9 protein-coding genes are annotated in these 14039 nt (G+C 71.9%); 5 read left to right on the top strand and 4 right to left on the bottom strand.

The features are described 5' to 3' along the window. The first annotated feature begins 123 nt into the window (after positions 1-123). From IE212_RS10705 to IE212_RS34870, 3 genes are all read left to right on the top strand, one after another. A complete protein-coding gene (locus IE212_RS10705) occupies positions 124-1794 on the top strand; it encodes an AMP-binding protein (RefSeq protein WP_190197514.1) in 1671 nt (556 codons plus the stop codon). Continuing rightward, positions 1791-3380 carry an AMP-binding protein gene (locus IE212_RS10700; RefSeq protein ID WP_190197513.1) on the top strand — a complete coding sequence of 530 codons (1590 nt, stop codon included), beginning with the start codon at positions 1791-1793 and terminating at the stop codon, positions 3378-3380. Before IE212_RS10705 ends, IE212_RS10700 begins: the two co-directional genes overlap by 4 nt. Before the next feature lie 360 nt (positions 3381-3740). Next, on the top strand, positions 3741-10550 hold the full coding sequence (locus IE212_RS34870) for a beta strand repeat-containing protein (protein WP_268250638.1): 6810 nt from the start codon (positions 3741-3743) through the stop codon (positions 10548-10550). Between the two features lie 111 nt (positions 10551-10661). Here the strand turns inward: IE212_RS34870 and IE212_RS10650 are convergent, their stop codons facing one another. From IE212_RS10650 to IE212_RS10635, 4 genes are all read right to left on the bottom strand, one after another. Then, complete coding sequence (locus IE212_RS10650; RefSeq protein ID WP_190197512.1) at positions 10662-11168, bottom strand: GNAT family N-acetyltransferase; 507 nt, start codon at positions 11166-11168, stop codon at positions 10662-10664. Positions 11169-11194: 26 nt separating this feature from the next. Then, positions 11195-11938, bottom strand: coding sequence for a hypothetical protein (locus IE212_RS10645; RefSeq protein WP_190197511.1), 744 nt, complete (start codon positions 11936-11938; stop codon positions 11195-11197). A 126-nt stretch (positions 11939-12064) separates the two neighbouring features. Further along, the gene (locus tag IE212_RS10640) at positions 12065-12715 is read right to left on the bottom strand and encodes a TIGR04222 domain-containing membrane protein (RefSeq protein WP_190197510.1); all 651 of its coding nucleotides are present in this window, start codon (positions 12713-12715) and stop codon (positions 12065-12067) included. Positions 12716-12874: 159 nt separating this feature from the next. Beyond that, positions 12875-13111: a hypothetical protein gene (locus IE212_RS10635; protein WP_190197509.1), complete on the bottom strand. Its 237-nt coding sequence runs from the start codon at positions 13109-13111 to the stop codon at positions 12875-12877. 223 nt (positions 13112-13334) lie between these two features. Here IE212_RS10635 and IE212_RS10630 point away from each other — a divergent pair, with 223 nt between their 5' ends. Both IE212_RS10630 and IE212_RS10625 read left to right on the top strand, forming a co-directional pair. Then, on the top strand, positions 13335-13586 hold the full coding sequence (locus tag IE212_RS10630) for a YkoF family thiamine-binding protein (protein ID WP_190197508.1): 252 nt from the start codon (positions 13335-13337) through the stop codon (positions 13584-13586). Next, positions 13583-13951, top strand: a complete 369-nt coding sequence (locus tag IE212_RS10625) for a helix-turn-helix domain-containing protein (RefSeq protein WP_190197507.1) — start codon at positions 13583-13585, stop codon at positions 13949-13951. The genes IE212_RS10630 and IE212_RS10625 overlap by 4 nt, the downstream gene beginning before the upstream one ends. Positions 13952-14039 lie beyond the last annotated feature (88 nt).

The following is a 14039-nucleotide window of genomic DNA, read 5'->3' as shown; positions in this document are numbered from 1 at the left end:
TGTTCGCCCCTTCGCTGCGGCCGCTGTGCGGGCCCACCCCCGTACGGGGGTAGTGAGACCTGCGTCACGGATTACACGATGGCTGAGAGCCGCCCGGCAATGGTCCGGCACCCAGGAGGACAGATGACATCGGCGACGGAGCTGTTCCGCGACGCGCGGGACTTCCTGCTGGAACACCGCGAGGACTACGCGACGGCCTGCGAGGGCTTCCGCTGGCCCCGCCCCGAGTACTTCAACTGGGCGCTCGACTGGTTCGACGAGATCGCGGACGGCAACACCCGCACCGCGCTGCACATCGTCGAGGAGGACGGCCGCGAGACACGGCTGTCCTTCGGCGAGATGTCCGTACGGTCGTCGCAGTGCGCGAACTGGCTGCGCGCCCGGGGCGTGCGCGCCGAGGACCGGATCCTCGTCATGCTGGGCAACCAGGCCGAACTGTGGATCACCGCGCTCGCGGCGATGAAACTGCGCGCCGTGGTCATCCCGGCCACCCCGCTGCTCGGACCCGCCGACCTGCGCGACCGAGTCGACCGCGGGCGCGTCCGGCACGTCATCGTGCGCGCGGAGGACACCGGCAAGTTCGCCGAGGTGCCCGGCGACTACACGCGCATCGCGACGGGCGCCGCCACGGACGGCTGGCTGCCGCTGGAGGACGCCCAAGGCGCCCCGGCCGGCTTCACCCCCGACGGCCCCACCCGCGCCGACGACCCGCTGATGCTGTACTTCACCTCGGGCACCACCGCCCGGCCCAAACTCGTCGAGCACACCCACACGTCGTACCCCGTCGGGCATCTGGCGACCATGTACTGGATCGGCCTGAAACCGGGTGACGTGCACCTGAACATCTCCTCACCGGGCTGGGCCAAGCACGCCTGGTCCAACCTCTTCGCCCCCTGGAACGCCGAGGCGACCGTTTTTATTTACAACTACACGCGCTTCGACGCCGCCCGTCTGATGGCCGAGATGGACCGCGCGGGTGTCACCACCTTCTGCGCCCCGCCCACCGTCTGGCGCATGCTCATCCAGGCCGATCTGACCCAGCTGCGCACCCCGCCGCGCGAGGTCGTCGCCGCCGGCGAGCCGCTCAACCCGGAGGTCATCGAGCAGGTCCGCCGGGCCTGGGGCATCACCGTCCGGGACGGCTTCGGCCAGACCGAGACGGCCGTGCAGGTCGCCAACAGCCCCGGCCAGCCGCTCAAGACCGGCTCGATGGGCCGGCCCAGCCCCGGCTACCGCGTGGAGCTGCTTGACCCCGTCTCGGGCGCGCCGGGCGCGGCCGAGGGAGAGATCGCGCTCGACCTGTCGGCCCGCCCCGTCGGCCTGATGACCGGCTACCACGGCGACGCGGACCGCACGGCGGAGGCGATGGCCGGGGGCTACTACCGGACGGGAGACGTCGCCTCCAGAGACGAAGACGGCTATCTGACGTACATCGGCCGAAGCGACGACGTCTTCAAGGCCTCGGACTACAAGATCTCGCCCTTCGAGCTGGAGAGCGCGCTGCTGGAGCACGAGGCGGTGGCCGAGGCGGCCGTCGTGCCCGCGCCGGACGAACTGCGCCTCGCGGTCCCCAAGGCCTACGTCGTCCTGGCGGAAGGCTGGGCCCCGGGCCCGGACACCGCGAAGGTGCTGTTCGAGCACTCCCGTGAGGTCCTGGCCCCCTACAAGCGCATCCGGCGCCTGGAGTTCGGCACCCTGCCCAAGACCGTCTCCGGCAAGATCCGCCGCATCGAGCTGCGCGAGGCCACGGCGGCCGGGTCGGACGCCGAGTACCGCGAGGAGGACTTCCGGTGAACTCCTACAGCCACGGCACCAGCCAGACGGCCCTGCTCGGCGAGACCATCGGGGCGAACCTGGACCGTACGGTGGCCACCTGGCCGGACCGCGAGGCGCTGGTCGACGTGCCGTCCGGACGTCGCTGGACGTACCGCCGGTTCGGCGCGGCCGTCGACGAACTGGCGTCCGCCCTGCTCGCCTCCGGGATCACCAAGGGCGACCGGGTGGGCATCTGGGCGGTCAACTGTCCCGAGTGGGTGCTGGTCCAGTACGCCACGGCCCGCATCGGCGCGATCATGGTCAACATCAACCCGGCCTACCGCACCCACGAGGTCGAGTACGTCCTCAACCAGTCCGGCGTCTCCCTGCTGTTCGCCTCCCTCAGCCACAAGACGAGCGACTACCGGGCGATGGTGGAACGAGTGCGGCCCAGGTGCGGTGGGTTGCGCGAGGTCGTGTACTTCGGCGACCCCAGCTGGGAGGCGATGCTCCAGAGGGCGGCTCCCGGCGCCACGCTGGAGGACGGCCTGTCCTGCGACGACCCGATCAACATCCAGTACACGTCGGGCACGACGGGCTTTCCCAAGGGAGCCACCCTCTCCCACCACAACATCCTCAACAACGGCTACTTCGTGGGCGAGATGATCGCCTACAGCGAGCAGGACCGGGTGTGCGTCCCCGTGCCCTTCTACCACTGCTTCGGCATGGTCATGGGCAATCTGGCCGCCACGTCCCACGGCGCCTGCGTGGTGATCCCGGCCCCGTCCTTCGACCCGAAGGCCACGCTGGAGGCGGTCCAGCAGGAGCGCTGCACCTCCCTCTACGGCGTCCCCACCATGTTCATCGCGGAGCTCGGCCTTCCCGGTTTCGCCTCCTACGACCTCTCCTCCCTGCGCACCGGCATCATGGCGGGCTCGCCCTGCCCGGTGGAGGTGATGAAACGGGTCGTCACCAAGATGCACATGGCCGAGGTGTCGATCTGCTACGGCATGACGGAGACCTCGCCCGTCTCCACCCAGACCCGGCGCGACGACGACCTGGAGCACCGCACCGGCACAGTCGGCCGGGTCCTGCCGCACATCGAGGTCAAGGTCGTCGACCCCGCTACGGGCGTCACCCGGCCACGGGGCTCGGCGGGCGAGTTGTGCACCCGCGGCTACAGCGTGATGCTCGGCTACTGGAACGAGCCGGAGAAGACCGCCGAGGCCGTCGACGCGGGCCGCTGGATGCACACCGGTGACCTCGCGGTGATGCGCGAGGACGGCTACGTCGAGATCGTCGGCCGCATCAAGGACATGATCATCCGGGGCGGCGAGAACATCTACCCCCGTGAGATCGAGGAGTTCCTCTACGCCCACCCCAAGATCCAGGATGTCCAGGTCGTGGGCGTCCCGCACGATCAGTACGGCGAGGAGGTCCTGGCCTGCGCCATCCCCGCCGACCCCGCCGACCCGCCCACCCTGGAGGAACTGCGGTCCTTCTGCGAGGGCAAGCTGGCCCACTACAAGATCCCGAGCAGGCTGCGCATCCTCGACTCCTTCCCCATGACGGTGTCCGGCAAGGTGCGCAAGGTGGAACTGCGGGCGACGTACGCGGCGGACTGAGCGACGTCACCCGCGCCCGGCCCCTCCTCAGCCGGCCGGGGCGGTTCCCGAACCGGCGCGTTCTCCTCCTCACGCCTGACTGCCCGGCGTGCGCCCGCCGGTGCGCGCCGGTGTCGTAGGCGTTCCCCGCGTCGCTCGAGCGGCTTGTGCGCTCCGCTGTCCGGGGGATTTGGGTGTCGCGGTTCTGGCGTGGCGGAACCGGTCGGGAGCGTACTGGTGCTACTCCCCGGGGCCGCGCGTCTCCCCGGCGAGGTACGGCGGTCAGTGGTGCACGGCATCCCTCACCGTCCGTGGCCCCCCCGGCGGTTGGGGGACGAGAAGCGGCCCCGACCATCCGGATTCCTCGTGGAGGGCCGAACCATGCCTGGAACCGTAACCTTAGTCAGTGCCTCACCGAACCCCGCGGTCGTAGGCCAGCCGGTCACGCTGACCGCGACCGTCATCCCACTCGGGCCGGGGACTCCGACCGGGACGGTCACCTTCACCGTCAGCGGCGGACCGACCGTGACGGCGCCCGTGGTGGGCGGTACCGCGACAGCGACGGTCACCAACCTGCCCGTCGGAAGCCTCCCGGTGACCGCCACCTACAGCGGCGACGCCAACTTCACCTCGTCGACGGGCACCACGGTCGAGGTGGTCCTCAAGGCATCCACCACCACGACGGTGACCTCGACACCTGATCCGTCGACCTTCGGTCAGACGGTGACGATCACGGCGACGGTGGCGCCCGTCGCGCCGGGAACCGGCACACCGACGGGCACCGTCACCTTCGTCATCAGCGGAGGGCCGACCCTGACGGCGCCGCTGGTGGGGGGAACGGCGACGGTCACCACCAACACGCTGAGCGTCGGCCCGCACTCGATCACCGCGATCTACTCCGGAGACGCCAAGTACCTGCCGTCGACGGGGACGGACACGCACACGGTGCAGGGCAAGGCGGCCACCACGACGACGGTGACCTCGTCGCCGGACCCCTCGGTGGTGGGTCAGCAGGTGAGCATCACCGCCACCGTGGCACCGGTGCCCCCGGGGTCGGGCACGCCGACCGGAACGGTGACCTTCACCTTCGGGGACGGGTCGCCCGCGGTGACGGTTCCCCTGGTGGGAGGTTCCGCGACGGTCAACCACACCTACACCAGCACCAGCGGCAGCCCCTACACCGTCACCGCGACCTACAGCGGAAACGCCAACTTCAACCCCTCCACCGGCGTCGACACCCAGACCGTGCTGCCGGCGGCGACCACCACCACGGTGGTGTCCTCGCCGGATCCGTCGGTGGTGGGACAGCCGGTGGTCTTCATCGCGACGGTGGCGCCCGTGGCTCCGGGTGCGGGAATCCCGACGGGCACGGTGACCTTCACCTTCGGCGACGGGTCGCCGCCGGTGACGGTGCCGTTGTCCGGAGGCACGGCCACCACCACGCACGCCTACACCACCACCACGGGCAGCCCGTTCACGGTGACGGCCACGTACGGCGGCACCGGGAACTTCACACCGTCGACCGGCACGGACACCCAGACGGTGAACGCGGCGTCGACGACCACCACGGTGGTGTCCTCGCCGGATCCGTCGGTGGTGGGTCAGCCGGTGACGTTCACGGCGACGGTGGCCGCGGTCGCGCCGGGCGCGGGCACGCCCGCCGGGACGGTCACCTTCGACTTCGGTGACGGCTCGCCGACGGCGACCGGAACCCTGGTGGGCGGTACGGCGACGGTGACCCACACCTACACCACGACGGCCGGCAGCCCGTTCACCGTCACCGCCACCTACGCCGGGAACAGCGACTTCGCCGGCTCCTCGGACACCGACACACACACCGTCAACCAGTCGGCGACGACCACAACGGTCACCTCCACGCCGGATCCCTCGACGGTCGGCCAGCCGGTGACCATCACCACGACGGTCGCGCCCGCGGCACCCGGGGCCGGCACGCCCACGGGGAACGTCACCATCAACTTCGGTGACGGCAGCCCGTCCACGACGGTACCCCTGGTGGCCGGCGTCGCGACGGTGACCCACACCTACACCACGACGACCGGCAGCCCCTTCACCATCACCGCCTCCTACGGCGGCGACAGCAACTTCGGCTCGTCGACCGGCACGGACACGCAGACGGTGAACGCGGCGTCGACGACCACGGTGGTGGTGTCCTCGCCGGATCCGTCGGTGGTGGGGGAGTCGGTGACGTTCACGGCGACGGTGGCTCCGGTGGCGCCTGGTGCGGGCACGCCGACGGGCACGGTCACCTTCGACTTCGGCGACGGCAGCCCGACGGTCACCGTGCCGGTCGCGGGTGGCACGGCGACGGCCACCCACGCCTACTCCACGACCACCGGCAGTCCGTTCACCGTCACCGCCTCCTACAGCGGTGACGGTGACTTCTCCGGTTCGACCGGCACGGACACGCAGACGGTGCTCGCGGCGTCGACGACCACTGCCGTGGTGTCCTCGCCGGATCCGTCGGTGGTGGGTCAGCCGGTGACGTTCACGGCGACGGTGGCCCCGGTGGCACCGGGGGCCGGTACCCCGACGGGCACGGTCACCTTCACCTTCGGCGACGGCAGCCCGGCAGTCACGGCGCCGGTCGCGGGTGGCACGGCGACGGTGACTCACGCCTACTCCACTACGACCGGCAGCCCGTTCACCGTCACCGCCTCCTACGGCGGAGACGGCAACTTCGGTTCGTCCACCGGCACGGACACGCAGACGGTGAACGCGGCGTCGACGACCACCACGGTGGTGTCGTCTCCGGATCCGTCGGTGGTGGGCGAGTCGGTGACGTTCACGGCGACGGTGGCTCCGGTGGCGCCTGGTGCGGGCACGCCGACGGGGACGGTCACCTTCGACTTCGGTGACGGTTCGCCGACCCAGAGCGCAGCCCTGGTGGGCGGTACGGCGACGGCCACCCACGCCTACACCTCGACCGCCGGCAGCCCGTACACGGTGTCGGTGGCCTATGCCGGTGACGGTGACTTCTCCGGTTCGACCGGCACGGACACGCAGACGGTGAACGCGGCGTCGACGACCACCACGGTGGTGTCGTCTCCGGATCCGTCGGTGGTGGGGGAGTCGGTGACGTTCACGGCGACGGTGGCTCCGGTGGCGCCTGGTGCCGGTACGCCGACGGGCACGGTCACCTTCGACTTCGGTGACGGTTCGCCGACCCAGAGCGCAGCCCTGGTGGGCGGCGTGGCGACGGTGACTCACGCCTACTCCACGACGACCGGGAGTCCGTTCGCCGTCACCGCCGCCTACAGTGGCGACGCGAACTTCGGCTCGTCGACCGGTACGGACACGCAGACGGTGAACGCGGCGTCGACGACCACGGTGGTGGTGTCGTCTCCGGATCCGTCGGTGGTGGGGGAGTCGGTGACGTTCACGGCGACGGTGGCTCCGGTGGCGCCTGGTGCCGGTACGCCGACGGGCACGGTCACCTTCGACTTCGGTGACGGTTCGCCGACCCAGAGCGCAGCCCTGGTGGGCGGCGTGGCGACGGTGACTCACACCTACTCCACGACGACCGGGAGTCCGTTCGCCGTCACCGCCGCCTACAGTGGCGACGCGAACTTCGGCTCGTCGACCGGCACGGACACACAGACGGTGAACGCGGCGTCGACGACCACCGCCGTGGTGTCGTCTCCGGATCCGTCGGTGGTGGGGGAGTCGGTGACGTTCACGGCGACGGTGGCTCCGGTGGCGCCGGGTGCGGGCACGCCGACGGGGACGGTCACCTTCGACTTCGGCGACGGCTCGCCGACGGTCACGGTGCCGGTCGCGGGTGGCACGGCGACGGCCACCCACGCCTACTCCACGACGACCGGCAGTCCGTTCGCCGTCACCGCCGCTTACAGTGGCGACGCCGGCTTCGGCTCGTCGACCGGCACGGACACGCAGACGGTGAACGCGGCGTCGACGACCACCACGGTGGTGTCGTCTCCGGATCCGTCGGTGGTGGGCGAGTCGGTGACGTTCACGGCGACGGTGGCCCCGGTGGCGCCGGGCGCGGGCACGCCGACGGGGACGGTCACCTTCGACTTCGGTGACGGTTCGCCGACCCAGAGCGCAGCCCTGGTGGGCGGTACGGCGACGGCCACCCACACCTACACCTCCACCACCGGCAGCCCGTACACGGTGTCGGTGGCCTATGCAGGTGACGGTGACTTCTCCGCCTCCACCGGTACCGACACCCACACGGTGAACGCGGCGTCGACGACCACCACGGTGGTGTCCTCGCCGGATCCGTCGGTGGTGGGCGAGTCGGTGACGTTCACGGCGACGGTGGCCCCGGTGGCGCCGGGGGCGGGTACGCCGACGGGGACGGTCACCTTCGACTTCGGTGACGGCAGCCCCACTCAGACCGTGTCGGCCACAGGCGGAACGGCGACGGCCACCCACGCCTATGCCACGACGACCGGCAGTCCGTTCGCCGTCACCGCTGCCTACAGTGGCGACACCAACTTCTCCTCCTCCACCGGCACCGACACCCAGACCGTCCAAGCGGCCGCGACCACCACCACGGTCACGACCAGCCCCGACCCTTCGGTCGTCGGCCAACCGGTCACCGTCACCGTGGCGGTGGCCGCACAGGCACCCGGTACCGGAACGCCGACCGGAAACGTGGTGGTCACCTTCGGGGACGGGTCACCCGCCCAGACCGTGACCCTGGCCGGCGGGACGGCGACGGCCACCCACACCTACACCAGCACCGTGGGCAGCCCCTACACCGTGACCGCCGCCTACGCCGGGGACGGTGACTTCAGCGCCTCCACCGGTACCGACACGCAGACGGTGAACTCCGCGGCCACGACCACCACGGTCACGTCGACGCCCGACCCCTCGGTCTTCGGCGAACAGGTGACGATCACCGCCACGGTGACACCCACCGCGCCAGGAGCCGGTACGCCCGGAGGGACGGTGTTCTTCGTCATCAGCGGCGGACCGGTCCTCAGCGCCCCCGCCGTGGGGGGCACCGCCACCGTCACCACCGACGCCATGACGGTCGGCCCGCACACCATCACCGCCATCTACACCGGCAACAGCAACTTCAACCCGTCGGTCGGCACCGACACCCACACCGTCAACCAGTCGGCCACGACGACCGTGGTGACGTCCGCGCCCGACCCGTCGCTGGTCGGTGAGCAGGTCACGGCCACGGCGACGGTGACGGCGACCGCTCCGGGGGCGGGTACGCCGACGGGAACCGTCACCTTCGACTTCGGTGACGGCTCCACGCCGGTCCCGGGAGTCGTCGTGGGCGGCACGGCCACCGCGACCCACAGCTACGCCACGACGACCGGCAGTCCGTTCACCATCATCGCCACCTACGGAGGAGACACCAGCTTCGCGGGCTCCTCGGACACCGACTCCCACACGGTCGGCGCGGCTGACACCACCACCACGGTGAGCTCCACGCCCGACCCGTCGGTGGTGGGCGAGCCGGTGACGGTGACGGCGACGGTGGCTCCGGTGGCTCCGGGTGCGGGCACGCCGACGGGGACGGTGGTCTTCGACTTCGGCGACGGTTCCCCGACGGTCAACGGCACCCTGTCGGGTGGCGTGGCGACGGCCACGCACGCCTACGCCACCACGGCGGGCAGCCCGTACACGATCACCGCCGTCTACACCGGAACCGGCAACTTCAACACCTCCACCGGTACCGACACGCAGACGGTGAACCAGGCCGCGACGACGACCTCGGTGAGCTCCTCGCCGGATCCGTCGGTGGTGGGTGAGCCGGTGACGGTGACGGCGACGGTGGCTCCGGTGGCTCCGGGTTCGGGTACGCCGACGGGGACGGTGGTCTTCGACTTCGGCGACGGCTCGCCGACGGTCACCGTGACAGTGGCAGGCGGCGTGGCCACGGCCACGCACGCCTACGCCACCACGGCGGGCAGCCCGTTCACCATCACCGCGACCTACGGCGGGGACGCGGACTTCGCCGGCTCCGCGGGCACGGACACGCAGACGGTGAACCAGGCCGCGACGACGGCGACGGTGTCGTCCTCGCCGGATCCGTCGGTGGTGGGTGAGCCGGTGACGGTGACGGCGACGGTGGCTCCGGTGGCTCCGGGTTCGGGTACGCCGTCGGGGACGGTGGTCTTCGACTTCGGTGACGGCTCGCCGACGGTCACCGGCACCCTGTCGGGTGGCGTGGCCACGGCCACGCACGCCTACACCGACACGGCGGGGAGTCCCTACACCATCACGGTCTCGTACGGCGGGGACAGCGAGTTCGGCGCCTCCACCGGTACCGACACGCAGACGGTGAACCAGGCCGCGACGACGGCGACGGTGTCGTCGTCTCCGGACCCGTCGGTGGTGGGTGAGCCGGTGACGGTGACGGCGACGGTGGTCGCGGACGCTCCGGGTTCGGGGACGCCGACAGGGACGGTGGTCTTCGACTTCGGCGACGGCTCGCCGACGGTCACCGCGACAGTGGCAGGCGGCGTGGCCACGGCCACGCACATCTACACGGCCACGGCGGGCAGCCCGTACACCATCACCGCGACCTACGGCGGGGACGCGAACTTCGCCGGGGACACCGCGACGGACACGCAGACGGTGAACCAGGCCGCGACGACGGCGACGGTGTCGTCCTCTCCGGATCCGTCGGTGGTGGGCGAGTCGGTGACGGTGACGGCGACGGTGGTCGCGGACGCTCCGGGTTCGGGTACGCCGTCGGGGACGGCGGTCTTCGACTTCGGCGACGGCTCGCCGACGGTCACCGGCACCTTGTCGGGTGGCGTGGCCACGGCCACGCACACGTACACCACGACGACCGGCAGCCCGTTCACCATCACGGCGACTTACGGCGGGGACGCGGACTTCGCCGGGGACACCGCGACGGACACGCAGACGGTGAACCAGGCCGCGACGACGGCGACGGTGTCGTCCTCTCCGGATCCGTCGGTGGTGGGCGAGTCGGTGACGGTGACGGCGACGGTGGTCGCGGACGCTCCGGGTTCGGGTACGCCGTCGGGGACGGCGGTCTTCGACTTCGGTGACGGCTCGCCGACGGTCACCGGCACCTTGTCGGGTGGCGTGGCCACGGCCACGCACACGTACACCACGACGACCGGCAGCCCGTTCACCATCACGGCGACTTACGGCGGCGACGCGGACTTCGCCGGGGACACCGCGACGGACACACACGTGGTCAACGCTGCCTAGCAGCCCGGCCACAGGGCGAGGCCCGTGGGCCGGTGAGCGAGATCTCTCAGATCCCGACTCGCCGGCCGGCGGGCCTCGTCGGTGTGTGCGCACATGGATCGACGACGTCGGTCACAGCGGTGCGCGCATACAGGCCCGTGGCCATCGGTCCAGGCCGTGCTCGGCTTCCGCCGCGCGGATGGCGCGCAGGCCGGGAGTGAGGTCCGGCTCGGGCAGGGGGCGGAAGCCGAGTCGGGCGTAGTAGGGGGCGTTCCACGGGACTTCGGTGAAGGTGGTCAGGGTCAGGGCGGCCAGACCCTCCTCACGGGCGCGGTCGGCGGCGTACGCGAGGAGGGCCCGGCCCACACCACGGCGCGCGGCGCGCGGGTGCACCGAGACCTGCTCGATGTGCAGGGCCCCGTCCACCGGTTCGGCGACGAGGTACGCGACCGGCTTGTCCCGCTCGTCCGCCGCGACCCAGCAGCGGCCCGCCGCGCGGTAACGCTCCAGGACATCGAGGCCCGGCGGCTCGTCGTCGGCGATCTCGCGCATGCCGAGGTCCCGGAACGGCGCGCCTGCGGCACGCTCGACATCCTGGAGGGCGGGGAGCTCGGCGCGGGCGGCGGTGCGGATACGCATGCCGTGAGTATGGGCCTCGCCCATCCTCAGGGCACCGCGTTTCCCGTACCGCCGACGGCCAGCGCGCCGGCCGGGGCGTTCACCGGCCGCGGCGTGCCGGTGAGGTCGAGCACGAACAGGGCGATGCCCAGGTCGTCGGCGCGGGCCCGGGCGTCGTCGGCGTACCCGGCGAGGGAGAAGCAGAGGCAGTCCGCCGACTCGGTCATGGCCGTCAGCCACAGGCACTCCACGTCCCGCAGGGTCGTCGGCCGCACGGTCGGGTCGACCTGGGCGACGACGCCGCGGGCGGTGAGCCCGATGCCGGACGGCGGACGCTGATCCGCCCGGCGCACACCCCGGTAGCCGAGCCGGCGCAGATACAAGGCGGTGGCCGTGACGGCGTCGAGGGCCGTGCGGATCGTGACGGAGTGGAAGGGCGGCGTGGCGGGGCCGGTGCCGGCGTCGGTGTCCGCTTGCGACGTGGTGGCGCCGTCTCCCTCGGTGGCCTGCCCGGTCGCCGCCGCCGCGGGTCCCTCCACCACCGCCACCCGCAGCACCACCCCGCACGGACACCCTGTCTCCGGCCGTGGCCATTCCCCGTGCCGGCCGCAGGACTCGCACCGCACCATCACCCACTCGTCCTGCCACACCCGGTGGGCGACGGGCGTCACCACCCCACGCGGATCCAGCGGCGGGGCGACGGGCGCACCGCAGGCGCACGGATACGCCGGAACGGTGTAGCGGTGCTCGCGTCGGCAGGACGGACAGCGCAGCGGCACGCTCTCGGCCATGGCCACTCCAGGACGGCGTCACGTCGGGTCAGCTCGTCCATCGTCCTCCGGTGAGCCCCCGCCTGTCCGGCGCTTGCCGCCTCGCGGCCTTCATCCGCCCCGTCTCGCCGGGGCCGGGGGCCCGGGTCACTCTCCGCCGCCTCCGCCCCCACTCCCGCCGCCCCCACTCTCGTCCCCGCCGCTCCCGTCCCAGCCCCAGGCCCAGTAGAGGTGGCCGCCACCGCCGTTCGCACTGCGCGGCGAGTGCTTGAGGAGGCGCTTGCCGCCCACTTCGGCCCGCCGGACCAGCCCGGCCCGGAGGGCGAAGCGCGGCACCATCCGCCGCAGGGCCGCCTCGCCGTGCAGCGCGACGGCGAGCAGCCGCTCGTGGTCCGTCAGACCGCGTCTGCTCGCGGGCAGCGGATGGCGTTGCCGCAGGTCCCGCACCTGACGGCGGGCGCCGCGGGTCGCGCCGAGCCGCGGGTAGCGCAGCAGGCCCGCCTCCGCGAGGGGGATGCGCATGCGGGCCACCGCGACCCGGACGTCCGGGTCCTTCACCAGCGTCTTCGGACCGGCGGGCTCGCGCAGAGCGGCGTACACCGCCCGGGCCAGCGGGGACAGGGGCCGCTCCGCGCTCACGGCGTCCGCGACCGATGCCCGGACCGTCCCCGGCTGGCCGGGCTCCACCAGGCCCCGCAGATGCAGCTCCACCACGGCGACGGTGACGGCGGCCCGCGGACCTTCCCCCAGCAGTGCGATCTCGTGCGGCTCCAGCCGGGCCGCCGTACCGTCGCTCATGGCTTCACCCCCGTGCCGGGGCCCGCCGCCCCCGTGCCGGCGGGCCCCGTGTGCCGGGAATGTGCCCGGCCCCGGGGGTGGTTGAAGCCCCCGGGGCCGTCTTTCAGAGCTTGATTTGAGGCTTCCGTACGGCGTGTACGACCGGTGCCGTAGACGCGCTTACGCTTCGTGGTGCTCCGACAGCCCCGGCCAGTCGTCCGGGCCGCCGCCCTGCCACTCGACGATGTCGCTCTCCGCGACATCGGTCACGTACAGGTCGGCCAGCCGCAGGATCTCGGCGACGTCGTCGGTGTGTGTGGCGACGCCCAGCGGTTCGTCGCCCAGGGTGACCCGGCGGGATCCGTCCAGGGCGGGGGCGTGGACCACGACATGCGGATGCTCGGTTGGATGTGCCATGCCTTCAGGCTGCTGCGGCCGGCACTGATCCGCACCCCGAAGGCGCCGGCCCTGCGCCAGCTTTTCCAGAGGACGGAGGTCGTCGCCCGCTGTCCGTGGAGGGTGTCCGGGCAGGTCCTCGGCTAGGGTCACTCGTGACGGGCGCGGCGCGTCCGCAGGGCCGCTTCGATGCGCCCCACGGTGGGTGATCCGGGCGCAGGTCACGATGGTGTTTGGGGGCAGGATGCGACTGAGGGTGGAGTTCACCACGGAGCCCTTCGATCTCGACGAGGCGCCCGCGCACGCGCTGGTGGCCCGCGAGGTCGTGGAGGCCGCCGAGCTGGACGCCGTGGACGTCGGCCCGTTCGGCAACACCGCGGAGGGCCGTGCCGACACGGTGCTCACCGCCGTCGACACCCTGCTCCGCAAGGCCCTGGAGGCGGGCGCCACGCGCATCTCGCTCCAGGTCAACGTGATCGAGGAGGGTGAGGGATGAGCGGAGCGGGCGATGAGCCGTTCATCGCCGCCGTGAAGCCCCTGGTCGATGCCATGGGCGGCGAGATGATCCCGCCGGACGAGGCCGGCCCGGACGACGTCGTCCTGACCTGGGAGGGCCGCGACGCCGTCGCGGTACGCCTGCCCCAGCTCGCCGACTCGCTCGATCACATCCTGGCCGCCATGGAGCGCCGCAGGGGCATGCCGCTCGCCGACCTGGACCGCAAGGCCAAGCAGGAGGTCGTGCGGACACTCGAGGCCCGCGGCGCCTTCTCCGTACGGCACGGCGTGGAGACCGTGGCGAGCGCCCTCGGTGTCAGCCGCTTCACCGTCTACAACTACCTCAACCGCGAGAAGGGGAGCTGACGGGACCCGGCTCCCCGCCAATTTTCAACAAACTGTTGACGTACTGTCGCGGGAGGGCGTTAGCTGTCGGCACGCCCGTTCAGTACGA

Source organism: Streptomyces djakartensis, assembly GCF_014651075.1.
In the GTDB taxonomy this organism is placed as follows: domain Bacteria; phylum Actinomycetota; class Actinomycetes; order Streptomycetales; family Streptomycetaceae; genus Streptomyces; species Streptomyces djakartensis.
Note: the sequence above shows the minus strand (reverse complement) of the source record. Positions and strands in the feature narration are given on the sequence as shown.

Bases quoted from the DNA above. Each gene is read 5' to 3' on its own strand.
- IE212_RS10705 (WP_190197514.1), top strand. From the start codon at position 124: ATGACATCGGCGACGGAGCTGTTCCGCGACGCGCGGGACTTCCTGCTG.
- IE212_RS34870 (WP_268250638.1), top strand. From the start codon at position 3,741: ATGCCTGGAACCGTAACCTTAGTCAGTGCCTCACCGAACCCCGCGGTC.
- IE212_RS10650 (WP_190197512.1), bottom strand. From the start codon at position 11,168: ATGCGTATCCGCACCGCCGCCCGCGCCGAGCTCCCCGCCCTCCAGGAT.
- IE212_RS10645 (WP_190197511.1), bottom strand. From the start codon at position 11,938: ATGGCCGAGAGCGTGCCGCTGCGCTGTCCGTCCTGCCGACGCGAGCAC.
- IE212_RS10640 (WP_190197510.1), bottom strand. From the start codon at position 12,715: ATGAGCGACGGTACGGCGGCCCGGCTGGAGCCGCACGAGATCGCACTG.
- IE212_RS10635 (WP_190197509.1), bottom strand. From the start codon at position 13,111: ATGGCACATCCAACCGAGCATCCGCATGTCGTGGTCCACGCCCCCGCC.
- IE212_RS10630 (WP_190197508.1), top strand. From the start codon at position 13,335: ATGCGACTGAGGGTGGAGTTCACCACGGAGCCCTTCGATCTCGACGAG.
- IE212_RS10625 (WP_190197507.1), top strand. From the start codon at position 13,583: ATGAGCGGAGCGGGCGATGAGCCGTTCATCGCCGCCGTGAAGCCCCTG.